General features: G+C 73.4%; 24 protein-coding genes. 8 read left to right on the forward strand and 16 right to left on the reverse strand.

Annotation, left to right across the window (positions count from 1 at the left end):
* Positions 1–7: 7 nt before the first annotated feature.
* From GON04_RS08005 to GON04_RS27165, 8 genes are all read right to left on the reverse strand, one after another.
* On the reverse strand, positions 8–1,390 hold the full coding sequence (locus tag GON04_RS08005; protein WP_157397390.1) for a DUF3131 domain-containing protein: 1,383 nt from the start codon (positions 1,388–1,390) through the stop codon (positions 8–10).
* Positions 1,391–1,406: 16 nt separating this feature from the next.
* Entirely contained in the window at positions 1,407–3,236 is a 1,830-nt protein-coding gene (locus GON04_RS08010; protein WP_157397391.1) for a glycosyltransferase family 2 protein, read from the reverse strand.
* Positions 3,237–3,254: 18 nt separating this feature from the next.
* Complete coding sequence (locus tag GON04_RS08015) at positions 3,255–3,683, reverse strand: ATP-binding protein (protein ID WP_157397392.1); 429 nt, start codon at positions 3,681–3,683, stop codon at positions 3,255–3,257.
* A 14-nt stretch (positions 3,684–3,697) separates the two neighbouring features.
* Positions 3,698–4,039, reverse strand: a complete 342-nt coding sequence (locus GON04_RS08020; protein WP_157397393.1) for an STAS domain-containing protein — start codon at positions 4,037–4,039, stop codon at positions 3,698–3,700.
* A 61-nt stretch (positions 4,040–4,100) separates the two neighbouring features.
* On the reverse strand, positions 4,101–5,036 hold the full coding sequence (locus GON04_RS08025) for a hypothetical protein (protein WP_157397394.1): 936 nt from the start codon (positions 5,034–5,036) through the stop codon (positions 4,101–4,103).
* Positions 5,037–5,043: 7 nt separating this feature from the next.
* A complete protein-coding gene (locus GON04_RS08030) occupies positions 5,044–6,003 on the reverse strand; it encodes a glycoside hydrolase family 16 protein (RefSeq protein ID WP_157397395.1) in 960 nt (319 codons plus the stop codon).
* A gap of 3 nt (positions 6,004–6,006) precedes the next feature.
* Complete coding sequence (locus tag GON04_RS08035) at positions 6,007–7,191, reverse strand: PP2C family protein-serine/threonine phosphatase (RefSeq protein ID WP_181653941.1); 1,185 nt, start codon at positions 7,189–7,191, stop codon at positions 6,007–6,009.
* 4 nt (positions 7,192–7,195) lie between these two features.
* A complete protein-coding gene (locus GON04_RS27165) occupies positions 7,196–7,552 on the reverse strand; it encodes an Hpt domain-containing protein (RefSeq protein ID WP_157397397.1) in 357 nt (118 codons plus the stop codon).
* A 194-nt stretch (positions 7,553–7,746) separates the two neighbouring features.
* Between GON04_RS27165 and GON04_RS08045 the strand changes: the two genes are divergently transcribed.
* Together GON04_RS08045 and GON04_RS08050 are read left to right on the forward strand one after the other, a co-directional pair.
* A complete protein-coding gene (locus GON04_RS08045; RefSeq protein ID WP_157397398.1) occupies positions 7,747–7,959 on the forward strand; it encodes a DUF3606 domain-containing protein in 213 nt (70 codons plus the stop codon).
* Between the two features lie 141 nt (positions 7,960–8,100).
* Positions 8,101–8,559: a response regulator gene (locus GON04_RS08050; RefSeq protein ID WP_157397399.1), complete on the forward strand. Its 459-nt coding sequence runs from the start codon at positions 8,101–8,103 to the stop codon at positions 8,557–8,559.
* A gap of 40 nt (positions 8,560–8,599) precedes the next feature.
* On the opposite strand, the gene GON04_RS08055 is transcribed toward GON04_RS08050, so the two are convergent.
* Positions 8,600–9,013: a hypothetical protein gene (locus GON04_RS08055; RefSeq protein WP_157397400.1), complete on the reverse strand. Its 414-nt coding sequence runs from the start codon at positions 9,011–9,013 to the stop codon at positions 8,600–8,602.
* 126 nt (positions 9,014–9,139) lie between these two features.
* On the opposite strand from GON04_RS08055, the gene GON04_RS08060 reads away from it, so the two are divergent.
* The 3 genes from GON04_RS08060 (at position 9,140) to GON04_RS08070 (ending at position 11,356) form a co-directional block, all read left to right on the forward strand.
* Complete coding sequence (locus GON04_RS08060; protein ID WP_157397401.1) at positions 9,140–10,096, forward strand: LysR family transcriptional regulator; 957 nt, start codon at positions 9,140–9,142, stop codon at positions 10,094–10,096.
* An 80-nt stretch (positions 10,097–10,176) separates the two neighbouring features.
* Positions 10,177–11,010, forward strand: a complete 834-nt coding sequence (locus GON04_RS08065; protein ID WP_232532956.1) for a hypothetical protein — start codon at positions 10,177–10,179, stop codon at positions 11,008–11,010.
* Positions 10,997–11,356, forward strand: a complete 360-nt coding sequence (locus tag GON04_RS08070) for a hypothetical protein (RefSeq protein WP_157397402.1) — start codon at positions 10,997–10,999, stop codon at positions 11,354–11,356. Before GON04_RS08065 ends, GON04_RS08070 begins: the two co-directional genes overlap by 14 nt.
* Positions 11,357–11,580: 224 nt before the next feature.
* Here the strand turns inward: GON04_RS08070 and GON04_RS08075 are convergent, their stop codons facing one another.
* Entirely contained in the window at positions 11,581–12,681 is a 1,101-nt protein-coding gene (locus GON04_RS08075) for an ATP-binding protein (RefSeq protein ID WP_157397403.1), read from the reverse strand.
* 192 nt (positions 12,682–12,873) lie between these two features.
* Between GON04_RS08075 and GON04_RS08080 the strand changes: the two genes are divergently transcribed.
* Both GON04_RS08080 and GON04_RS08085 read left to right on the forward strand, forming a co-directional pair.
* Positions 12,874–13,701, forward strand: a complete 828-nt coding sequence (locus GON04_RS08080; protein WP_157397404.1) for a hypothetical protein — start codon at positions 12,874–12,876, stop codon at positions 13,699–13,701.
* A gap of 47 nt (positions 13,702–13,748) precedes the next feature.
* Entirely contained in the window at positions 13,749–14,045 is a 297-nt protein-coding gene (locus GON04_RS08085; protein WP_157397405.1) for a hypothetical protein, read from the forward strand.
* A gap of 33 nt (positions 14,046–14,078) precedes the next feature.
* Here GON04_RS08085 and GON04_RS08090 read toward each other — a convergent pair whose 3' ends face one another.
* From GON04_RS08090 to GON04_RS08110, 5 genes are read right to left on the reverse strand one after another with little or no spacing between them, the layout of a single operon-like run.
* The gene (locus tag GON04_RS08090) at positions 14,079–16,355 is read right to left on the reverse strand and encodes a xanthine dehydrogenase family protein molybdopterin-binding subunit (protein WP_157397406.1); all 2,277 of its coding nucleotides are present in this window, start codon (positions 16,353–16,355) and stop codon (positions 14,079–14,081) included.
* Positions 16,352–16,816 carry a (2Fe-2S)-binding protein gene (locus tag GON04_RS08095; RefSeq protein ID WP_157397407.1) on the reverse strand — a complete coding sequence of 155 codons (465 nt, stop codon included), beginning with the start codon at positions 16,814–16,816 and terminating at the stop codon, positions 16,352–16,354. Before GON04_RS08095 ends, GON04_RS08090 begins: the two co-directional genes overlap by 4 nt.
* A gap of 13 nt (positions 16,817–16,829) precedes the next feature.
* A complete protein-coding gene (locus GON04_RS08100) occupies positions 16,830–17,828 on the reverse strand; it encodes a Bug family tripartite tricarboxylate transporter substrate binding protein (protein ID WP_157397408.1) in 999 nt (332 codons plus the stop codon).
* Positions 17,829–17,857: 29 nt separating this feature from the next.
* On the reverse strand, positions 17,858–18,934 hold the full coding sequence (locus tag GON04_RS08105; RefSeq protein WP_157397409.1) for an alpha/beta hydrolase family protein: 1,077 nt from the start codon (positions 18,932–18,934) through the stop codon (positions 17,858–17,860).
* 21 nt (positions 18,935–18,955) lie between these two features.
* Positions 18,956–19,939: an aldo/keto reductase gene (locus GON04_RS08110; RefSeq protein WP_157397410.1), complete on the reverse strand. Its 984-nt coding sequence runs from the start codon at positions 19,937–19,939 to the stop codon at positions 18,956–18,958.
* A 130-nt stretch (positions 19,940–20,069) separates the two neighbouring features.
* On the opposite strand from GON04_RS08110, the gene GON04_RS08115 reads away from it, so the two are divergent.
* Entirely contained in the window at positions 20,070–21,032 is a 963-nt protein-coding gene (locus GON04_RS08115) for a LysR substrate-binding domain-containing protein (RefSeq protein WP_157397411.1), read from the forward strand.
* A gap of 3 nt (positions 21,033–21,035) precedes the next feature.
* Here the strand turns inward: GON04_RS08115 and GON04_RS08120 are convergent, their stop codons facing one another.
* The gene (locus GON04_RS08120) at positions 21,036–22,517 is read right to left on the reverse strand and encodes an MFS transporter (RefSeq protein WP_157397412.1); all 1,482 of its coding nucleotides are present in this window, start codon (positions 22,515–22,517) and stop codon (positions 21,036–21,038) included.
* Positions 22,518–22,747 lie beyond the last annotated feature (230 nt).

Genomic DNA, 22,747 nt, shown 5'->3' on the forward strand with positions numbered 1-22,747 from the left:
CGCGGGTTCAGCGGTACTGCAGCAGCCGGCCGCGCACGATGTAGGCCAGGCTCTCGAGCACCACGGCGTTGGTGTTGGCGTTGACCGACTGGTTGGGCTTGTCGCCGGCCTCGTAGCGGCCCGCGTACCAGCCGCGCGCCGGGTCGTTCAGGCCGGCCACCGCGTCGACCAGCTGCGTGGTGTAGGGCGTGCGCAGCAGCGCATGCCAGCCGAACGCCGCCTTGGTCGACAGCGTGCGCAGCTGCGGCATCTCCTCGCCCTTCTCGCTCACGGCCACCCAGCGGCGGCCGCCGTTGTACAGGCTGTTGTAGACGAAGTACGGGGGCTGGTCGACGTGGTCCTCGGTCGCGGCGGTCTTCACGCCGGTCTTGCGGAAGCGCTCCTCCTGGGCCCGGTAGACGCGCCAGGCGATCTCGCGCGACTGCCGGGTCCAGCCGAACTCCAGCCCCTGCAGGATCCAGGGCTCGCTGACGACATGGTTCTGCGCGCCGTGGGTGGCCGGTTCGCGGCGGTCGGCCGGCACGGCGATGCCCTCGATGTCCACCAGCTGCAGGTGGGCCATGGGGTCGGCGGCGACGTCGACGTCCAGCCCCATCAGGGCCAGCGTGCGCGCCGCGTACTGCTCGTAGCCGAGCCGGCCTTCCTGCACCGGCTGCGGCGGGCCGCCGCCCTCGCCCGCCTGCAGGCCCCAGAGCTGCCCGTCGCGGGCCAGCTGCGCGGTGTTCCAGCGGGCGATGGCGCGGCGCGCCGCCTCCGTGTGCTGCGGGTGCTGCCAGGCGATGGCGTTGAGCGGCACCAGCAACCGGCCGATGTCGATCGCCGACCAGCCGATGCCGGCCGGGGCCGGCTGGTTGCGGTAGTCGGTCATCGCCAGCGTGCGCGTGTCGTAGGTCTTGTTCGGCAGTGCGTTGGCGTACAGCGGCAGCCGGCCCAGCGCGTCGAGCGCGCGCGCCATGCGGGCATCGAACGCCTTCTGGTCGACCAGCCCCAGGTCGCGCGCGGCCAGCAGCGCCAGCAGCGACGACGCCGTGTCCCACAGCGAGGTGGACGGGAAGCCTTCGACCGAGGACGCCAGGCCGGTGGCCGGGTCGGTGTTGCGCTCGAAGTAGGTCCAGGCGGTGCGCGCCCACTGCTTCTCCTGCTCGGTCAGCGCGCGCGGCGCGGGCAGTGCCGCCGGCAGGTCGGGGCTGGCCGGCAGCACGGCCGGCGCCGGCGCGGCCTGCACCGGCGCGCCCGGCCGCCTGGCGATCAGTTCCTTGCCGCTCTCGCGCTCGATCCACCACACGGAGCCGAAGGCGACCAGGATGGCCGCGATCCAGACCAGCGAGCTGCGCGCCTTGACCCAGTTGTTGTCGTCGCCCGTGGCGAACTCCTGTCGTTCCTGCTCCATGTCCACCCGTCCGTCCTCAGGCCGCCACGGCCGGTTCGATCGCCGGCCCGTCGTCCGGCTGCCACAGCGCCGCGCGCACCAGCGGCAGCATCGCGAACACGTTGTTCAGCCCCCAGGCAACGTTGACCACCAGGTTGGGCAGTTCCTGCTCGTGGCCCTGGGCGAACACCCGCCAGGCGGCGTAGGCCAGGCCCGCCAGCGTGAGCACGATGACCGCCAGTTGCGGCACCACCAGGTGCAGGAAGCTGCCCTCCTGGCGATCCTTGGGCGTGACGTGGAACTTGATCTTCTCGCCCCGCAGCACCGTCCAGAGGGCGCGGAAGTTGACCGGAAAGAACGACAGGTAGGACGCCTTGCCGTCCCAGCTGCGCACGCCCCAGGTGCCGACCATGAAGGCCAGCTCGGTCATCAGGATGAAGGGCAGCGCGTGCAGGTAGAAAGCGCCCGAGTACGCCGACAGCGGCGCGATGCCGGTGAACAGGTAGACGATGGGAGCAGCCAGGAACACGATGTTCCACAGGCAGCCGAGGTACGACCAGAAGGTCGACAGGTACATCAGCCTCTGCGGCAGCCGCATGCCGCCGCGCAGCAGCGGGTTGTCGCGCAGCGCGATGTCCAGCGTGCCGCCGGCGTACTTGAAGCGCTGGATCATCCACGTCAGCAGGTCCTGCGGCGACAGCATCTTCGACTCGATGCGCGAGTGCAGCACCGACTTCCAGCGCCGGCCGGGGTCGTTGTGCAGCACGATGGACGTGTAGATGTCCTCGGAGACGTGGAACTTGTAGGGCGTGAGTTCCTGCTCCAGCGCGAACTGCGTGCGCATGGCCTCGTCGAGGTCGGTGCGCAGCTCCTGGTCCTTGACCTCGTCGGTGAAGCGCGTCACTTCCTTGTCGACCGTCAGCGCGAAGCTGCGCAGCGCGGCCTGCATCACCGCCTCGCGCCGGTGAATGGAACCGGCGCCGCAGCAGAACGAGGCGTGGCACCAGTTGCGCCGCCGCATGATGACGTCGTAGAACATCTGCGGGTCGTTCACGAACGGATCGCGCCCCAGCCGGATGCGGCCCACCAGCCGCTCGACGCCCCGGCCCAGGGCCCGGCCGGCGCCGCCCAGCCGGCGGCCCAGCCACTCGGGCAGCGGCGTGCCCTCGGGCAGGTCGTAGAACCATTGCGGGGTCTGCACCCAGGCCACGTCGGGGTCGCGGAAATAGCCCAGCGTGTTGCGCAGGATGGTCGGGAACAGGCGGTTGTCGGCGTCGACGATGACGATGAAGTCGCCGCTGGTCTGCTCCATCGCGTTGCGCAGGTTGCCGGCCTTGAAGCCGATGTTGTTGCTGCGCGAGAGGTAGTGCACGCCCTCCTCGTGCGCGACCTGCTGCATGGCGGGCCGGCGGCCGTCGTCCAGCACGTGCACCCTCAAGTCGATCGGATGGGGATAGGTCACCGCCCTGGCGTCGCGGATCGACAGCCGCACCAGCTCCTCGTCCTCGTTGTAGGTGGCGATGAAGACGTCGACGGCGATCGGCCGCTGGCCCCACTCGCCCGCCTCGGCCAGGCACTCGCCGATGGTGCGCGGCGGCGGGCGCATCGGCACGTCGCGTGTCTTCCAGAGGTTGAACGTGAACAGCAGCAGGCCGACATAGGCCAGCGTCTCGGCCACCACCAGCGGGATGGCGAACCACAGCGCGTCCAGGTTGAGCGATGCCGTCCAGCGCCAGCGGATGTAGTTGGCCCCCAGCACCAGGGCCACGATGACCAGGAACTGCCACAGCAGCTCGCGCGCCGGCGAGTGCGCAACGGGCGGCGGCGGGCGGCGGTCCTCGAAGCGGTCGAAGTAGAACGAAGGCAAGGCGCGGTTCCCGTGGGCTCAGAGCCGGCGCACCAGGCGCAGCCGGTTCACGCCGTCGCGCGTGCCGTAGCGCACCTCGTCGAAGGCGGCCTTGATCAGTGCCAGTCCCATCCCGCCCTCGGGCAGGCCGTCCAGGTCGGTGGGGTCGTAGAGGAAGGTGGTGGTGACGTCGGTGCTCTCGATCAGGCCGTCGGGGATGGGCTGGCCGCGGTCCCAGATGTCGATCTCCAGGCCGGTCGGGCGCTCCCGCACGCGCAGGCGCACCGGCTCCTGGGTGTCGGCGCCGTAGCCGTGCTCGACGATGTTGGTCAGCGCCTCCGCCAGCGCCAGCTCGATGGCGTCGCGCTCGGCGTCGGCCAGCCAGCCGGGCAGCAGCGCGCGCACGCGTTGGGTGGCCGGCGCCACCTGCGCCAGCGCGGCCTGCAGCTCGATCACCTGTTCCCGCACGCCGGCCGCCGCGGTCAGGCGCCCAGGCGCGCCAGCGCCTCGGCCCGGTCGGCATGGATGGAGAACACCTTGTCCATGCGGGTGAGCTTGAACAGGGCCAGCACCGGCCCGCGGGCGCCGCACACGGCCAGCGACCCCTGGCTGCCCAGCGCCTTGAGGATGGACACCAGCGCGCCCAGTCCGCTCGAGTCGAGGAAGTCGACGCCGGCCAGGTCGACCACCAGGCGGCGGTCGCCGTCGCCGACCAGCTGCACCACCGCCTGCTTGAAGGCGGGCGCCACCGAGGCGTCGAGCCGGCGCACCCGCGGCACCACCACCGGCACGGCGCCGCTGCGGTCCACGTCGATCAATTCCATGGGTTCTCCTGGCGCGGGCGACTCCTGCGGCCCGCGCGACCCGCCATCGTAGGCCAATCGATCACCATCCCCAGCCCCAGCTCACCGAGATGCTGCCGCTGCGCAACGTCCCCTCGCCCGGCGCGCCGGCACGGCCGGGCCAGCGGTTGCCCGAATAGTTCGCGTACTGGATGGTGGGCCCGCGCGGCGCCGGGCTGGTCCAGCCCAGGCCGTAGGTGTAGTCGGGGTCCCAGGGCTGCTGCCGGCTGCGGTCGGGCCAGGCGAAGGCGGTCGCGTGCGCGAACCAGCCGTCCGGCCGGCTGTAGCGGCAGCCGAGGGCGAGCGAGTACTTGTTGCTGCCCAGCGCCGACGTGTTGGCCTGGGTGTAGGTGGGCACCCAGTTGGCGTCGGCATGGCACAGCGCGCTGTCGCCGTCGCCCACCAGCAGCGTCGAACGCATCCCCTCCGGCAGCAGGAACCGGTAGCTGGCGGTCCACTGGCCCTGCGGGAAGTTGAAGCGGCTCTCGCCCAGCGCCGGGTCGGGGTGCAGCCGGGTGCCGGTGTAGTTGGCGTAGAAGAACGCCCAGCGCCCGGGCTGGCCGTCGTCGTAGCCGAAGGCATAGGTGAAGTCCGGGTCCCAGGGCCGCTGCTCATCGCTGCCCAGGTAGCGGAAGAAGGCCACCTGCGCGTACCAGGCCGGATCGTCCAGCCCCCGCCAGCGCAGCTGCGCCTGCAGCGTCGGCGAGGCCGGCCGGCCGCCCTGGGTGCCCGAGCCCACCGACTGGCCGCTGCGCAGCGGGACCTCGGCGGTCAGCCGCAGCTGCAGCACCGGCTCGCGCCAGGGCGCCTGGCCGGGCTGGTCGGGCCCCTGGGGCAGGTAGAGCGGATCGACCCGCTCCGGCGGCTCGATGAAGGTGCCGCCGCGCTGGGCCTGCACGGCCGGCGTCGACGCCGTCTGGGCCTGGGCGGCGAATGCCGCCAGCACGGCCAGCAGCAGGGCCCACGAACGCGCCTGCACCATCACCTCAGCGCCCCCACCGCATGGTGCCGGACCCGGCTGCAGGCCCCGGCGTGGGTGCCGGTGCCGGTGCTGGCGCAGCGGCGCTGGCGGCCGCGCCGCCGTCCACCGTCGCAGCGGCCGGGACGGCCGCCGGTGCCGGCAGCGCGTCGCCGGCGCCGGGCGTCCAGCGCCAGATGCGGATCGACGCGATGTCGAAGCGGGCCGGCAGGCGGCTGTCGTCGATCGGTCCGCCCCAGCTGCCACCCAGGGCCAGGTTGATGCGCAGCCGCATCGGCTGGCGCAGCGGGTCGGCCCCGTCGGGCAGGCGCGCCGCTTGCGGATCGAAGCTGAACCAGGGCTGGCCATCCAGCGCCACGCGGATGCGCCCGGGCGTCCACTCCAGCGTGTGGGTGTGCCAGCTGCCCTCGAAGCCGGGCACCACGCGGCTGTCGTTGCGGTGCTGGCGGGTGCGCGGCTCGCGCCCGTGGTGCACGCCCGCGAACACGGTGTCGGGGTGCTTGCCGACCGCCTCGAAGACGTCGATCTCGCCGTACAGCCGCTCGCCCTCGTGCAGCAGCCAGATCGCCGGCCAGACGCCGGCACCGGACGGCGTGCGGGCGACCACCTCGACGCGCCCGTACTGCAGCGGCTTGCGGGCGAGCAGCGAGGCCGAGGTGTAGGTGGAGCTGCGCCGCGCCACCCGCCAGTCGCGCGAGCCGGCCTTCCACTGCGCGTTGGGCACTTCCTCGCGCCGGGCTTCCAGCCGCAGCACGCCGCCCTGCACCTGCGCGTTGGCGTCGCTGTAGTACTGGTCCTCGCGGTTGCGCAGGAAGCCGGTCTCCAGCCGCCAGTAGGCCGGGTCGATGCCGCGGCCGCTGGCGAAGCTGGACTCGTGCTCCAGCGTCCAGTCAGCCACCGCCGGCCCCGCGGCCAGCGCCGCCAGCAGCATTACCGGCCCCCGCACGCGCGACGCCCACCCCGCCATCGGTCAACGCGACTCCAGCAACAGCAGCGTCACGTCGTCCTCGAAGCTGCCGTGATGCCAGCCGTGCAGCGCCTCCCGCACGGCGGCGAAGCCGGCCGCGGGCGACTGGCTGCGCCCGGCCGCGAGCAGGTCCTGCAGCCGCTGCAGGCCGAACGGCTCGCCGTCGGCGCCGCTGCAGTCGGTGATGCCGTCCGAGTACAGGGCCAGCCGACTGCCGGGCGCGAGCGTGACCAGCCGGGCCTCGTAGCCCGGGTCGGGCAGGATGCCGACCGGCAGGCTGCCCTGGCCGACCGGCTCGAACACCGGGCTGCCGGCCGCGGCGTGCAGCACCGGCGGGTGGCCGGCGCTGACCAGCGCCGCGGTGCCGGTGGCGCGATCGAGCAGGCCGTACACCAGCGTCAGGTACAGGCTGCTGTCGTTCATCTCCAGGAAGCGGCTGTTGTAGCGGGTGACGATTTCCACCGCCGCCTGCTGCAGCCCGGCGCCGGGGTCGATGGCGCGCACCACCTGCTGCGAAACGGCCCGCAGCTGGTGCTGCGCGCTCACCGCCATCATGGCCGCCGCCACGCCGTGCCCGGAGATGTCGGCCAGGTAGAACGCCAGCAGGCGGTCGCCGAGCGCGAAGTAGTCGTAGAGGTCGCCGCCGACGAAGCTGGAGGCCTCGAACAGGCCCTCCAGGTGCACGCCGCCGAACGACTGCGGCGCCGGCAGCTGCGCCAGCTGCAGCGAGCGCGCCAGGTCCAGGTCGCGGCTGAGCTGCGCGTAGGCGCCGGTCAGTTCCTCGTTGCGGGCGGCCAGGCGGGCCTCCAGCGCCAGCACGCGCTCGGCGGCACGCAGCCGGGCGCCCAGTTCGGCCGGCCGCAGCGGCTTGGCCAGGAAGTCGTCGACCCCCGCCTCCATCGCATCGACCAGCGACTGCTGGTCGACCGAGGCGGTGAGCATGATGCAGTAGACGTAGCTCGCGTCCTGGCGGGCGCGGATGGCGCGGCACAGGGCCAGTCCGTCCATGCGCGGCATGTTGCGGTCGGTGATCACCAGGTTGAAGCCACCGCCTTCGAGCAGCGCCAGCGCGGCCTGGCCGTCGGGGGCCTGCGCCACGGCGTAGCCGCGCGAGTCCAGGAAGGCGGACAGCAGCGCCAGCAGCACGGGATCGTCGTCGACCAGCAGGGCGCGGACCGGCTGCGCCATGGCCTCAGCCTCCCGGCGCGGACGCCACCAGCGCCTGCAGGGCGCGGTCGGCGGCATCGAAGTCGGCGCCGCTGCGCGCCGGCAGCGCCATCACCCGGTCGAGCTCGTGCTCGATGGCGCGGGCGACGCTGCCCAGGTCATGCAGGCCGAAGGTGCCGGCCGACCCGGCCAGCGTGTGCAGCAGGCGGTGCAGTTCCTCCAGTTCGGCGGCGTCGGCCGGATCGGTGCGGCAGGCCTGCATGCGGCGCAGCGCTTCCTGCAACTTCGCCGGCAGCAGCTGCCGCCACTCGCGTTCCAGGGCGGCGAACCGCTCCTCGAACGACGGGCCGGGCGCGGCTGGCGATGGACCCTCGGCGCTCACTGGCTCGCCTCCGGCGGCTGGGGACTGCGTCCTCGAACGACCCTGCGTCTCATGGCCGTTGAAGGTACCACGATCGGCCGGCGCCGCCGGGTGCAGGCCGAGCGGCGGGACCGCAGCCGCGATCAACGGCGTCCTACAGGTGAGCCGCCGCGCGCTCCCTAGGATGGCTCCAACGCAACTCGGGAGAGCCAGCAATGCCTGACAGCAAGGGAGCATCGACCGGCCGCACGGCCGACCGCATCGACGTGAGCTGGGACTACGAGGTGTGCGCCTGGGCGCGCCACTTCAACACCAGCGAGAAGCAGGTCAAGGAGGCCGTGGCGGCAGTCGGCGACCGGGCCGACAAGGTGCGCGCGCACCTGGCCGAGCGTCGCCAGCAGTCGTCCGAGCGACCGAGCGGCAACTGAGCGCCCGCCGGCGCACGCCTGTCGTTGCGGGCCGATGCCGGCAGGCGCGCGTCGGGCAACCAGCCATGCCGCCTAGGGCGAATGCCTGGGGCGGCAGCCCGGCGTGCGGGCCCAATCGGCGGCCCCGACAACAATCCGCGCATGCCTGCCGTCCCTGCCCATCCCGATGTCCCCGTCCCGCCGGCTGCGGCCGCCGGGCGCGGGCCGGCGCGCCCGTCGCTGCTGCTGGCGGACGACGATCCCATCACCCGCATGGTGACGGCCGCCTTCCTGCAGGCGCTGGGCTACACCGACGTGCAGCTGGCCGCCGACGGCGAGGAGGCGCTGGCCCTGTGCGCCCGGCAGGCGTTCGACCTGGTGCTGATGGATTGCCTGATGCCGGGGCTGGGCGGGCTGGAGGCGACGCGGCGGCTGCGCGCCCGCGGCCAGCGCGTGCCGGTGATCGCGCTGACGGCCAGCACCGGCGCCGACGACATCGCGCGCTGCCTGGAAGCCGGCATGGACGGCCACCTCGCCAAGCCCATCGACCTGGAACGGCTGGCCGCGACCCTGTCGCACTGGCTCGCACCCGGGCAAGCCGACCCTCGCGCCCTGAACTGAGCGCCCGCACGTCCGGCGCTGGCGGCTGCGGGGCGCCGGCTCAGCGGCGGTCGCGCGCGAGCTCGCACACCGCGTCCCACGCCAGCGCGAGGTCCTCGTCGCCCGGGATGGGCACCAGCGGCCCGGGCACGCTCGAAGAGGCGAGCAGCCGGCCCGCCGCGTCGTAGCCCACCGCGGCCTGCGCGCGGATGGTGCGGGTGGCGCAGTCGAAGTCGGCCAGCAGCACCTGCCGGCGCTGCGCCGGCGGCCGGATGCCCCCCTGGCCCGCCAGCCGCGCGGCCAGGCCGGTCGTGCCGGCCGAGCGCACCCAGGTCGTGACGACGCTGCCCTGCTGCTGCACGAACGCCACGTCGACGTCCAGGTCGGGTGCGCCGGGAACGGGACGCCAGTCGGGCGCCGCGGACGCGGCGCCGCCGCTGCAGGCAAGGGCGAGGATGAAGGCCGGGGTGCGCATGGTCGCTTCCGATCGGGGAAGGAGCATTGCACTCCAAGGGCGCCTAGCACGCCGGCGATGCCCCTCCGGCGATCCCGGCTTCGGGTTTTCCCGAACAATGGAGGGCTCCCATCTTCTGCCTGCCCCATGGACCGACTGCTTTCCATGCGCGTGTTCCAGCGCGTCGCCGACGAAGGCGGCTTTGCCGCCGCCGCGCGGGCACTGGAGCTCTCGCCCGCGGCCGTCACGCGCCTGGTGGCCGACCTCGAGGGCCACCTGCAGACCCGCCTGCTCCAGCGCAGCACCCGCCGGCTGTCGCTGACCGAGGCGGGCCAGGCCTACCTGGAGCGGGTGCGTTCCATCCTGGAAGAGATCGACCAGGCCGACGCGGTGGTCAGCGCGCACAGCAGCGAGCTGGCCGGCATGCTGCGCGTCCACGCCCCGCCGGTGCTGGCCACCTACATCGTGGCGCCGCTGCTGGCGCCGTTCCGCGAGCGCTACCCGGACATCCGGCTGGAGGTCGAGGTCGATGCGCCGGCGGAGCCGCCGGTGGAGGCGTTCGACGTCACGCTGGTGAGCAGCAGCAACGGCCTGCCGCCCGACGTCGTGGTGCGCAAGATCGTCGAGTCCGAATCCATCCTGGTCGCCTCGCCGAAGTACCTGGCGCGGCACGGCCGGCCGGCGGGGCCGCAGGACCTGGCCGAGCACAACCTGCTGCGCGTGAAGATGGCCGACCAGCGGGCCGACCTCTGGCGCATGTGGAGCGAGGAGCAGCCCGACGATCCGGTGGAGCTGGAGCTGCGGCCCAGCCTCATCGCCAACCACACCGACACCCTGCTGCGCGCCGCCATCGACGGTGCCGGCATCACCTCCATCGCCATGGACCTGGCCGCGGCCCCGCTCACCCGCGGCGAGCTGGTGCGCGTGCTGGCGCCCTGGACCACCGGGCGCCGCGCGCTCTACGCCGCCCTGCCCAGCCGCAAGTTCACCCCGCGCCGCACCCGCGTGTTCCTCGACTTCCTGGTCGAGCAGACCCGCAGCCGTTCGGGCAGCGCACTCGAGAGCTGCGTGGGCTGCGCCGGGCCGGTCCGGCTCGCCGCCTGAACCCCATCGGGCGCGGCCTACAGCGGATCGCGCGCGGGTCGCACGGCCAGGTGCAGCCGGCGCGCTAGGCTGGCCCGGCCATGTCGGCTGGCCGTCCTGCCCTCGTCCTGCTCGCCGCCTGCGGCGCCCTGCTGCTGCCGCCGGGCTCTTTCGCGCAGGAGCGGTCGACCGCGCAGACCCTGCCGCCCGTCACCATCACGGGCAAGGCCAGCGGCGAGCCGGTCGAGAAGTCGTACCGCCGCATGCTGCGCGGCATGGACCTGTTCGAGCGCGAGCACGCGCTGGCCCCGCTGGCGACCCTGCGCTTCCAGGTGCTGCCGCGAAAGCCGGGTGTGCGGCTCGACGACCTCGGGCTGTACGTCGTCGGCAAGACCGTGGAGATCCCGCTGGACGTCGCGCCCGACCGCACCTTCGCGCTGCCGCGCGACCGCCGGGCCGTCGAGGAGAACGCACAGGTCTCGCCCGATCGGCCTGCGCTCACGCTGACCTGGCGGGCCGACATCCGCAGCCCCGGCCTGCCGCCCGGCACGCGGCGCCTGGGCGACCTGCGGCTCGAATGCATGGTGGGCATCGAGGCCGGGCTGGTCTCCAACAGCCCGTCCTGGATCGCCGGCCTGTTCGCCGCCGCCGAGACGCCGGCCTACTGCCAGGGCGATCGCAACCGCTACCTCTTCTTCGCCGAACGGCCGCTGTTCGGCGTGACCCTGGTGGCGGGCGAACGGCGCGAGGCGCTGCCGGTGCGGCGCCTGTGGGCCGGCGCGATGGGCGACCTGCGCCTGAAGGACGAACTGCATTTCTGCGACTGCGAGGTGCTGGTCGACCGCAGCTACTTCGCGCCGCTGGAGGACCGCAGCTGGCCGGACGACACGCTGCTGCTGTTCGAGTTCATGGAGGACGGCCGTGCGCCGCTGTGACCACGCCCTCGCCGCCTGCGCCACCGTCGCCTGCCTGGCCGGCTGCGCCGGTGCCGGCGTGCCGGGCGATGCCGCGCGCGTGCGACCGCCTTTCGCCGACGCGCACCTCGGCGTCGAGGCCGCGGCCCAGCGCCTGGCCGTCGGCCGCAGCACCCGCCAGGAGGTGGCGGCGCTGCTCGGTCCGGCCGAGACGCTGCGCTTCGAGACCGGGTGGGAAGCCTGGGTCTACCGCACCCACGACGAGCGCGGCGACCCCGTCGACGGGCCGGAACTGGTGCTGCTGTTCGGGCCGGCGGGCGTGCTGCAGAAAGCGCGCGTGCGCCCGGGTGGGATGGCGGCGCGCTAGCAGTTCGCGGCGACGCCTGGAATGAAGGCTGCGTTCCGCGCCCTGAAGGCATCGCCCGTCGTGTCGGCAGTGCCGCCGCGCCTCTTCACCGTCATTGCGGGCTTGACCCGCAATCCATCTCCTGAACGCGGTTCGGGTGCGGCATCGGTCCGGGGATGGATGCCGGGTCAAGCCCGGCATGACGACTCTCGGGAGGAAAACTGAGATGCCCGGCCGCGCCGGGCTCACAGCACCTTGGCCAGCTCCATCACCAGCAGCGACGGCAGCTGGCCGCGCAGCGCGTCGCGGCTAATGCGGCTCACGCCGCTGCCCATCCAGCTGGCGATCTCGACGACGTTGGCGCCGGAGGCGATCTCCACGCAGGGATGGTGCGGCTGGTAGCGCAGCAGGTCGTTGCGCAATTCGTCGAAGGCCTTGTCGTGCAGGCGCTCGTCGACCAGCAGGCCGTCCGGTTTGTCGAGTTCGCACTGCTGCACGGCCTGGCGCACGCTGGGCGAGACGTCCAGCACCAGGCCCATGTCGCGGCAGATGCCACGCACCAGGTCCTGCAGCGCGGTGTCGGCGCTGACCAGCAGCAGCCGGTGGCCGGCCATGGGCCGCGACTCGAACATGCTGGCGGGATCGCCGCCGTCGATCTCGATCGCGGTCAGGCCCTCCAGCCGCTTGACCGTGCGCGGGAATTCGAGCGTGACGCTCAGGTAGCCGGAGACCGTCTCGCGGCGCAGCAGCACGCCGGTGGTGCGCGCCAGCTGGGCCAGCAGGACCCAGGCGACCGACTGCGGCACCTCGACCGGCCCACCCACCCCGGTGGACACGCGCTCGCGGGCCCGGAACTCCAGGATGCCGTGCTCGGGCCAGTTGCTCACCTTCAGCCACACGCTGATGGCCGTGCCGTAGCCCGCCAGGCAGTCGATGGCCGTCTCCACCAGGCTGTGCAGCAGGCCGGGATCGACGATCACTTCGACCGGCTGCAGCTGCAGGTCGAGTTCGAGGGCGCGGGCCGTGTGCTGGCGCCGGTTGTCGGCCACCACCTGCTCGACCATCGCCTTCAGGTCGATGCGTTCGTGCGACTGGCGCAGGCGGCCGCCCGCCAGCCGCGACAGCTGCTGGCTCTGCATGGCGAGGTAGCGGATGCGGCGGGCGACGTCGGCCAGCGCCCGCAGCTGGCCGCGCGAGGCCGCCTGGGTGCGGCGCAGGTCACCGCCGATGGCGTTCAGGTGCTCCCACTGGCGGGCCAGCTCGGTGCCCACGATGCCGGGCACCGTCCAGGGGTCGATGCGCGAGGGATCGATCACCTCGTCGTGGCTGGGCGCGAAATCGGTCACGTCATTTCCTGGATTCGGGTTGATGCCAGTTGCGGCCCCATTGGTTACACGTCGTAACATGCGGTCATCTTGGAACTTTCTTCGTCTTGCGTCAACGACGGACCCGGCCATCCGACCAGCGCTGGACGTCCGGCGACAGGCGGCGATCGATTCGCTACGGGACCTCGACCATGGTCCGTCGCGGGGCGTGCGGTGGGCCTCCTGCTGACCGCCGCCGCCAGCAGCGCCGCCTGGCCGCTCGCGTTCGGCAGCCTGGAGGGCAGCGCCCGCTTCGGCAGCCCGCTCGACGTGCGGCTGCCGCTGGTGCTGGGCCATCCCGCCGAGGCGCTGGCGCCCTGCGTCCAGGTGGACGCCTGGTATGGCCGCGGGCAGCTGGACGCGGCTTCGTTGCGCAGCGACGTGCAGATCGTCGGCAAGACCGGCGGCAGCGTGCGCGTGCGGGTGGCCCGGCCGGTCGACCAGCCGGTGGTCACGCTGGCCGTGTCCACCACCTGCGGCCTGCGCACCGAGCGCACCTTCGTGCTGCTGGCCGAGAACCTGCCGCCCGACTTCCAGGCCGTGATGCCGGAGGCCGAGTCGCCGGCCGCGGCGGCCGTGCCGGCAAACGCCGTGCAGCCACCCGAGCCGGCGGTCACCGTGCCGGCAGCTGCATCGGCGGCGCCGCCAGGCCGCGCCACGGCAGTGGCCGCGCCGCGACCGATGGCGCCGGTACTGCCTGCAAGTAGCACGCGCCTGGCGCCCCGGCCGAGCCGGCGCAGACAGTCGCCAAGACACGGGAGCCAACACCGGCGCCGGTCACCACACCGGTCGCCGCGCCAGTCCCCGCGCCCGCGCCCGAAGTCGCGCTGCGCCTGCGCCTCACGCCGTGGATCGAGGCCGCCATCCCGGCCAGCACCGAAGCCGGCCGGGCCGAAGCGCGGGCGCTCTGGCAGGTCCTGCAGGCCGATCCGCTGGTGCTGGCGCGCCAGCTGCAACCGCCAGCGGCGCCGGACGTGCCGGCGCCAGTGCCCGTGCCTGTAGCAGTGGCGCCATCGACCCCTGCGGCTCCAGCCGCAGCCGCCTCCGTGGTGCCCCGGCCGGCACCGGTGGTCATCGCGCCGCCTGCCGCGCCGGTGCGCGCCCTCGACCGGCTGCTGGCCCTGCTGCCCTGGGCCGCCGGCGCCGCCTTGGCCGTGCTGGCCGCGATGCGGACCGTATTGCTGCTGGCGCGGCGCCACCGGAGCGCGGCGGCCAGCCTGCCTGCCGAGGTCGTGCCGTCCCAGACCGCCGTGCTGCCGCGCCGCAGCGTGCAGCCGGACGAGGACTTCGCCCTCGCGCTGGACCTCGACCTGGACGGGGCGTCGCCCACCGCCGCCCGCCCCTGACCCGCAGCGGCCGGCGGGGCGGGAGGCCCCGCCTCAGGCCAGCAGGGCCTTCATCTTCTCCGCCGTGAACGGGATGTCGCGCGGGCGCCGGCCGGTGGCCTGCGCGATGGCGTTCGCGATCGCGGCGACGGTCGGGCCCTGCGAACCTTCGCCGACGCCCAGCGGCCGCTCCTCGGGCCGGTCGATCAACTCGACGACCACGCGCGGCATCTCGGGGAAGCGCAGGATGGGGTAGTCGGGCCAGCTGTGGGTGGTCACGCCCTTGGCGTCCCAGGCGATCGCCTCGTGCAGCGTCCAGCTGGTCGACTGGATGATGCCGCCCTCGATCTGGTTGCGGAAGCCATCGGGGTTGACCACCATGCCGGCGTCGGCGACCGACCAGGCATCGGTCACCCGCACCGCGCCGCTGGCGGTGTCGACCACCACCTCGGCGACCACCGCGCAATAGACCGCCAGGTTCTTGTACTTGGCGAACGCGATGCCGCGGCCGCGGCGCTGGCCGGGCGCGACGGCGCGCTTCTCGCGCGTGTCCGGCGCCGGCGTCGGGCGCCAGTTGCTCATCGCCGCCACCCGCTCGATGACGGCGCGGGCCCGCGGGTCCTCCAGGTGCGCCAGCCGGAACTGCACCGGGTCGGCGCCGGCGGCGCCGGCCAGCTCGTCGAGGAAGGACTCGGCGGCGAACACGTTGGCGTAGGCGCCCAGCGTGCGCAGCGCCGAGGTGCGGATCGGCTGGTCGAGCAGCAGGTGGTTGACCACCTTGTGGCGGCCGAACGCGTACAGCGGCACCGCGTTGCGGTCGCTGCCGCCGGACGGCTGCGGGATGTTGCGCGAGGGGCCGGGCGGCAGCGGGTTGGCGATCTGCCAGGCCGCGAGCAGGTTGCTGCCCTCGGGATCGTTCGGGCGCGTGCTGTGCGTGTAGCTCCACACCTCGTGCTGCCAGTCGGCGACCTTGCCACCGGCGACCGCCCCGCGCAGTTGCATGACCATCGGCGAGCCGAACGGCTCGGTGCCGAATTCGTCCTCTCGCATCCACTGCAGCCGCACCGGCACCCTGGGCAGCGCCCGCGCCACCAGGGCGGCGTCGAGCGCCACGTCGTCGGCGCCGTTGTGGCCATAGCAGCCCGAGCCCTCGTGGTGGACGATGGTGATGGCCGCCGGCGGCAGCCGCAGCGCCTTGGCCATGTCGGCGCGCAGCGGGAACACGCCCTGCGAATGGCACCAGACCTGCAGCTTGCCCTCGTCCCACTGGGCCAGCGCGCAGGAGGGCCCGATCGAGCCGTGCGCCTGGTAGGGACGGGTGAACTCGGCCGTCAGCACGGCGGCGTCGGCCGGCGGCGCGGCGCCGGCGTTCTTCTCGCCCACCACGCTGGTGTCCGCGCGCGCCGTCTTCATCATGGTGTACAGCCCCGCGCCGGTGGGCGGCAGCGGCGCCAGCGGCTCCCAGCGGGCGGCCGCGTGCAGCGCACGGGCGGCGGCGATGGCCTGCTCCTCGCGCTGCGCGGCGACGGCCAGGAAGCTGCCGTCGCGCACCACCGCCAGCACGCCGGGCATGGCGCGCACGGCGTCGGTGTTGGCCTCCAGCAGGCGCGGGCGCGACAGCGGCGGGCGCACGACGCGCGCGTGCACCATGCCCGGCAGCCGGATGTCCTGCACGTAGGCCGGCCCGCCGGTGACCTTGGCCGGGATGTCGCGCCGCGGCATCGACTGGCCGATGTGGCGGCGCGCCGCGGCCGGCTTGGGCGCGACCTTGGCGGTGGCCTCGCGCGCCAGCGACGCCTCGGGCGCGACCTCCCAGTAGGTGGTGCGGGCGCCGGTCGAGGCGCGCGTGATGGTGCCGTCGCGCACCGTCAGCTCGCCCACCGGGGCGTCCAGCTTCTGCGCGGCGGCGGCCAGCAGCAGGGCGCGCGCCTCCGCGCAGGCCATTCGCAGCGCGGTGCCGCTGTCCTGGATCGACAGGCTGCCGGAGGTCACGCCCTCGTTGGGCGTGCGGCCGGTGTCTCCGGAGACGACCTGCAGCCGTTGCGGCTCGACGTCGAGTTCGTCGGCCACGATCTGCGTCAGCGCGGTGAGGATGCCCTGCCCCAGTTCGACCTTGCCGGTGAACATGGTCAGGGTGCCATCGGGCTGGATGCGGATCCACGCGTCCAGCCGGCGGTTGCTGTTCAGGCTGCCGGGCAGCGGCGCCGCGGCCGGGGCCTGGGCCGCCAGCGGCTGCAGGCCGCCCAGGCCGAACAGCACCACCAGGGAGCCGCCCTGCAGGAAGGCACGGCGCGTCGGCGCCACGTCGGGAACGAGGGTGGCGGTGGTCATGACTGCATCTCCCGGGCGGCGCGCTGGATGGCCTTGACGATGCGCGTGTGGGTGCCGCAGCGGCACAGGTTGCCTGCCATCGCCTCCTTGATCTGGTCCTCGGTCGGCTTCGGGTTGCGGTCCAGCAGGGCCTTGGCCGACAGGATCATCCCGGAGCTGCAGTAGCCGCACTGCGCCGCCTGCTCGGCGATGAAGGCGCGCTGCAGCGGGTGCAGCCGGTCGGCCGTGCCCAGCCCCTCGAGCGTGGTGACCTTGCCCTGCGCGGCGGCGCCGCACGGCAGCACGCAGGAGCGGGTGGCCTGGCCGTCGAACAGCACGGTGCAGGCGCCGCACTGGGCGATGCCGCAGCCGTACTTGGCCGCGTTCAGCCCGGCGTCGTTGCGCAGCACGTAGAGGAGCGGGGTCTCGGGCGCGGCGGGGCTGTCGACCCGCTTGCCGTTGACGTCGAGCGAAACGGTCATGGTGTCCTCCTGGTCATTCGGGCTTGATGCCGGCCGCCCGCACGATGGCGGCGTTGGCCACCATCTCCTCGCGGATCAGCGCGTCGAACTGCTCGGGCGCCAGCGCCAGCGGCTCGGCGCCGAGGCCGGCGTAGCGCTCGCGCACCTCCGGCGCCTGCAGCGCCCGGCTGGTGGCGGCATGGATCTTCTGCACCAGCTCGCGCGGCGTGCGCGAGGGCACCAGCATGCCGATCCAGAACAGGTAGTCGGCGCCCGCGATCCCCGACTCGCCCAGCGTGGGCACGTCGGGCAACTGCTGCGAGCGCTTGGGCGTGCCCAGCGCCAGCGCCTGCAGCTTGCCGGCCTTGATCTGCGGCAGGGCCGACACCAGCGGCGCGAAGAAGTAGTCGACGCGCCCGGCCATGGTCTCGGCGATCGCCTCCGGCGACCCCTTGTACGGCACGTGCAGCGCGTCGATGCCCACCGCGGCCTTGAACTTCTCGGCGCTCATCCAGGTGGCGGTGCCGATGCCAACCGAGGCGTAGTTCAGCGCGCCCGGCCGCGCCCTGGCCGCCTCGACCAGGTCCCTGACGCTGCGCCAGCCCTTGGCCGGCGCCACCACCAGCACGTTGGGCACCACGGCCAGCGGCGCCACCGCGGAGAAGTCCTTCACCGGGTCCCAGCCGACCTTGCTGATGAGGGGCACGACCGTGTGGGCCGCGGTGTAGACCAGGATGGTGTGGCCGTCGCCCGGCGCCGCCAGCGTCGCCTGCACGGCCAGGGCGCCGGAGGCGCCGGCCCGGTTCTCGATGACGACCGGCACGCCGAACTCGGCCTGCAGCTTCTCGCCGACCGCGCGCGCGATGACGTCCGAGGCGCTGCCGGCCGTCGCGCCGGACAGCAGCTTGACCGGCCGGCTCGGGAACGGCGCCGGCTGGGCACGCGCCAGGCCGGCCGCGGCCAGCGGGGCGCAGGCCAGTGCCTGCACCAGCGCGCGCCGCCGCAGGCCGTCGGTGTCGTTGGAAAGGGGCATCGGCTGTCTCCTCGCTCGTCGGGTGCGCATCAGGCCTGCGGCAGGCCCAGTTGCTGGGCCATCCAGTCGGCGGTGCGGCTGCGCCACCGGTAGGGACGGTTGTTGGCGATGTGGTTGCCGTCCTCCACGACCAGCAGTTCCACCGGCCCGGAGGCCTCGCGCGCCAGGCGCTGCGTGTCCTCCCAGGGGATCAGGCGATCGAGCTTGCCGGTGACCAGGAACAGCGGGCATTCGATGCTGGCCGCGATGCCGCCGTCGAGCGTGAGCGTGCGGGCGTGCTCGCGCGCCTGCGCCTCGGTGGCCAGGTGGCTGCGCACGCGGAAGGTCTCGCGGGTGAGCTCGGGCAGCTGCTCCCAGTTGGCCGCGAAGTCGTACGGCCCGGCCAGCCCGATGCAGGCCTTCAGCCGCTTCTCGAAGGCCGCCGCGCGCGGCGCGTAGTAGCCGCCCAGGCTCACGCCCCACAGCGCGATGCGCTCCGGGTCGACCTGCGGCTGGCGCTCGGCCCAGTCGACCATCGCCTTCACCGGCACCTCGTAGTCGCCGCGGATCGGCCAGCGGTACTCGGCCTCGCCCTGCCCCGGCCCGTCGACCAGCAGCGTGGCCATGCCGCGCGCCAGGTAGGGCAGCTCGTAGGCCTCCATCTCCTCCTTGGCCGAGTCCAGCCCCGGCACCATGATCACCAGCGGCGCCCGGGTGGCCCCGGGCGGCAGGCGCAGCAGGCCGGCCAGCGTGCCGTCCTGGTAGGGGATCTCGACCCGGCGCGCCGGCGGCCGCAGCAGCGGGGCGGCCAGCTGCTTGCAGGCGACGGCCTTGCGGTGCGCCGCCTGCATCTGCTCGACGTCGACGACGAACACGAACTTGGCGAAGTGGTAGTACACCGCCGCGCGCGACAGGTGTTCGCCGGCCGACAGCCGCCAGCCCTGCTCCAGCGCTTCATGGCCCAGGCCCTCGTGCAGGGCGGCGCGCCGGCACCAGGCGGCGCACCAGTCCTCCCAGCGCCCGATGCCGGCGGTGACCTCCTGGAAGTCGGCCAGCAGCACGCCGTTGGAGACGAAGCGTGGCGCCCAGTGGGCGATGGCGGAAACGACGCGCGGGTCCTGGCTCATGGAAACGGGGCTCCGGGTAAATCAGATGCCCAGCGTGGGCAGCATGTCGGCGGGGTAGCGCTCGCCGGCGACGGCCTCGGGCCGGAACAGCCGCTCGAGCCGCTGCATGACCACCTGCGGCAGCCGGATGGCCACCGCCATCGCGCTCTGCTCGAGGTAGGTGATGCGCTGGGTGCCACTGAGCGGCACGACGTCGGTGCCGCGCCCGGCCGCCCAGGCCAGCGCCAGCTGCGCCGCCGTCAGGCCGATCTCGGCCGCCATGGCCTGCAGTTCGTCGACCAGCCGCAGGTTGCGCGCGAGGTGCGCGTCCTGGAAGCGCGGATGGATGCGGCGGCGGTCGGTCGTTGCCAGGTCGGAGTAGTGCCGGACGTTGCCCGTGAGCAGGCCGCGCCCGAGCGGCGAGTAGCCGACGAAGCCGGTGCCCTGGCGCCGGCAGGTGGACAGCACCGCTTCCGCCGGCCCGCGGCACCAGAGCGAGTACTCGGTCTGCAGCACCGCGATCGGGTGGACGGCGTGGGCGCGCTCCAGCGTCTGCGGCGAGGCTTCGCACAGGCCCAGGTGGCGCACCTTGCCCTCGCGCACCAGCCCGGCCATCGCACCCACCGTGTCCTCGATCGGCACGGCCGGGTCGACCCGGTGCAGGTAGTACAGGTCGAGATGGTCGGTGCCCAGGCGCCGCAGGCTGGCCTCGCAGCTGCGGCGGGCGTACTCGGGGCGGCCGTTGGCGGCCTTGCGCCCGTCGGGCAGCGTGAGGTTGCCGAACTTGGAAGCGATCACCGCCTCGCCGCGGCGACCGCGCAGGGCGGCGCCGAGCCAGCTCTCGTGCAGGCCGTCCCAGTAGGCGTCGGAGGTGTCGAGGAAGGTGACCCCCAGGTCGAGCGCGCGGTGCACCAATGCGTGGAACGCCTGCTGGGCGTTGGTGCCGAAATCCTGCGCCCCCATGCTGTGTCCCAGGGCCAGCGCGGACACCCGCAGGCCGGTGGAACCGAGGATCCGCTGCTCCATGTGGATGTCTCCTGGCGGCCGGTCCGTGCGTCGGCGGCTCGTGTTTGGGAGGCAGTCTAGTGCCGGGCTGCCAGAACCGATACGAATCATTCGTTAGGATGCGATCACTGGTTGTTATGGTGATCCGGACATGAACCTGCAGCAGCTGCGCTACCTGGCCGAGGTGGCCGGACGCGACCTGAACCTCTCGCGCGCGGCCGACGCGCTGCACACCTCGCAGCCGGGCATCAGCCGGCAGATCCGCCTGCTGGAGGAGGAGCTGGGCACCGAACTGCTGGTGCGCCAGGGCAACCGCATCGCGGCGCTCACCCAGCCCGGGCACGAGGCGGTGGCCATCGCGCGCCGCGCCCTGCGCGAGATCGAGAACCTGCGCACGCTGGGCGAGGACGCCAGCCGCGGCGGCCAGGGCCGGCTGGTCATCGCCACCACCCACGCCCATGCGCGCTACGTGCTGATCCCCATCGTGCGCCGCTACCAGGCGGCCTGGCCGGACGTGAGCCTGGGCATCCGCCAGGGCCACCCCGACCAGATCGTCGACTGGGTACAGGCCGGCGAGGCCGACATCGGCCTGTGCACCGATCCCACGCGCACGATGCCCGAGCTGGCGCGGCTGCCCTGCTACAAGCTGGCGCGCTGCGTGCTGGTGCCGGCCGGCCACGCCCTGCTGAAGAAGCGGCGGCCGGCGCTGGCCGACCTGGCGCGCTTCCCCATGATCACGCTCGACCAGGCGTTCGCCGCCGGCGTCACCGTGCTCGGCGCCTTCGCCCGTGCCGGCCTGTCCCCCAGGGTGGTGCTCAGCGCGACCGATGCCGACGTCATCAAGGCCTTCGTCGCCGCCGGCGTGGGCATCGCCACGCTGCCGGAGATCGCCTTCGACGCCCGGCGCGACAAGGGCCTGGCGCGCATCGCCGCGCGCCACCTGTTCGAGCCCTCGGTCAGCTCGGTGTGGCTGCACCGGCACCACTACCAGCGCCGGCTGGCGGCCGCGTTCGTGCAGTTGCTCTCGCCGGCCTGGACGCCCGAGCGCGTGCAGCAGGCCCTGCGCAGCACGCAGGCGCCGGACGACCGCACCGCCGTCGACCTGACGGCGTGACCCTCAGCGGTTGCCGGCCTCGCGCAGGCGCCACCACTTGCGCCGCTCCGACAACCGTTCGAACGGGAACAGGTTGCCCAGCGCGCCGGCCACCGTCGACAGGTTGTTGAGCGAACGCCAGGCCTCGAGCGCGAACTCCTGCACCACCTGCCGCTCGCTCACCTCGCCGCCCTCGTCGATGCGCGACAGCGCGTGGATCACGTACAGGCCCAGCAGCGCGGCCAGCGCGAACAGGAACTCCCAGTGCGCGAAGCTCACCAGCGAAATCTCGCTCGAGTTGCCCCAGCTGGTCCAGCGGACCACGGCCGACAGCTCGGTGGCCTGGAATGCTTCGGCCAGGGCGCCGGCCACGATGGGCGCGATGCCGCCCGCGACCGCCGAACACAGGCCGATGGCGGCCAGGTAGGCCGTGCCGCGCCCCTGCGGCGCCAGCTTCAGGCCGAGGTTGCCGACGGCCAGGCCGATGCCGCCGCAGACCACACCGAACACCGCGTGCACGGCGTACAGCACGGGCAGCTGCCAGCTCTCGTCCAGCCCGTCGACGAACACCAGCGCCAGCAGGCAGGCGAAGTTCACCGGCAGCGCGACCGCCAGCACCGACTTGTTCGAATAGCGGTCCGACAGCCGGCCCCACAGGTAGAGCGTGAGCGCATTGGCCAGCTGGCTGGCCACCCACAGGCTGGTGACGGTGGCCACCTGGTAGCCGCGCTGCTGCATCAGGTAGACGGTGAGGAAGGGCGCGGCCAGGTTGGAGGCGACGGCCCAGGCGGCCAGGAACACCAGCAGGCGGCGGAAATTGCGGTCGGCGAACGGCTCCAGCAGGCGACGCGCCAGATCGCCTTCGGGGCCGGCCCGCTGCATCTGCGGCTCGGGCGCGCGGCTGAGATGGAACGAGCTGACGAAGCCGGCCACGCCCGCGATTGCGAATGCCAGCGCATAGGCATGCAGGGGCTGGCCCGGCGAGCCGCGGTCGACCAGCCAGCCGGCCGCCAGCGTGCCGACGCAGGCCAGCGCGGTGCCCGAGAACAGCCGGCGGGCGAAGAAGTTGCCCAGCTCGTGGTGCGGAATGAGCTGGTGCAGCCAGGAGTTCACCGCGCAGCCGCCCACGGCGTTGAGGCCGCAGATCAGCACCTGGGCCGCGATCAGCGCCTTCAGCGCCGTGCCCTCGCCCGGCAGGAACGGCAGCGCCGCCATCGCCAGCACGACGATCCGGGCCGCGCTGATGGTCAGCACGCCGATCTTGCGGCGCTGGCGCACCCGCTCGACCAGGACGGTGGCCGGCAGCTGCACCGCCTGCGCCATGAAGGGGATGGCCGCCAGCAGGCCCACGTGCAGCGGCGTGGCGCCCAGCGCGAGCGCGAACGCCACCAGGATGACGCCGCCCGAGAACGCACCGGACATGCTGGCCCAGGCGAGGTCGCGCACCAGCGCCTTCTGGCCTTGCGCGAGCTCGGCGGGGCCGACGGACGGGACGGGCTCCAGCATCGCCGGACGTCCTCAGCACTGCCCCGCCGACCGGGCCGGCGCACGAGCGCACGCGACCGGCGGCTGGCGGTTGCCGCCGGGGACCAGGACATGGATCACGCTGGAAGTCTCCCCTGCAACGCGTCGCCGGCTGACCATGGCGAAGCGTCGCGACACCGTACCAGAAGGCCCTGCAAGGGGGTGTAACGCGGGTCCTTCCACCGGGGCTCCTACACTCGGCGCAGGAGGCA

The sequence above is a fragment of the Ramlibacter pinisoli genome, from assembly GCF_009758015.1.
Taxonomy (GTDB): Bacteria; Pseudomonadota; Gammaproteobacteria; order Burkholderiales; family Burkholderiaceae_C; genus Ramlibacter; species Ramlibacter pinisoli.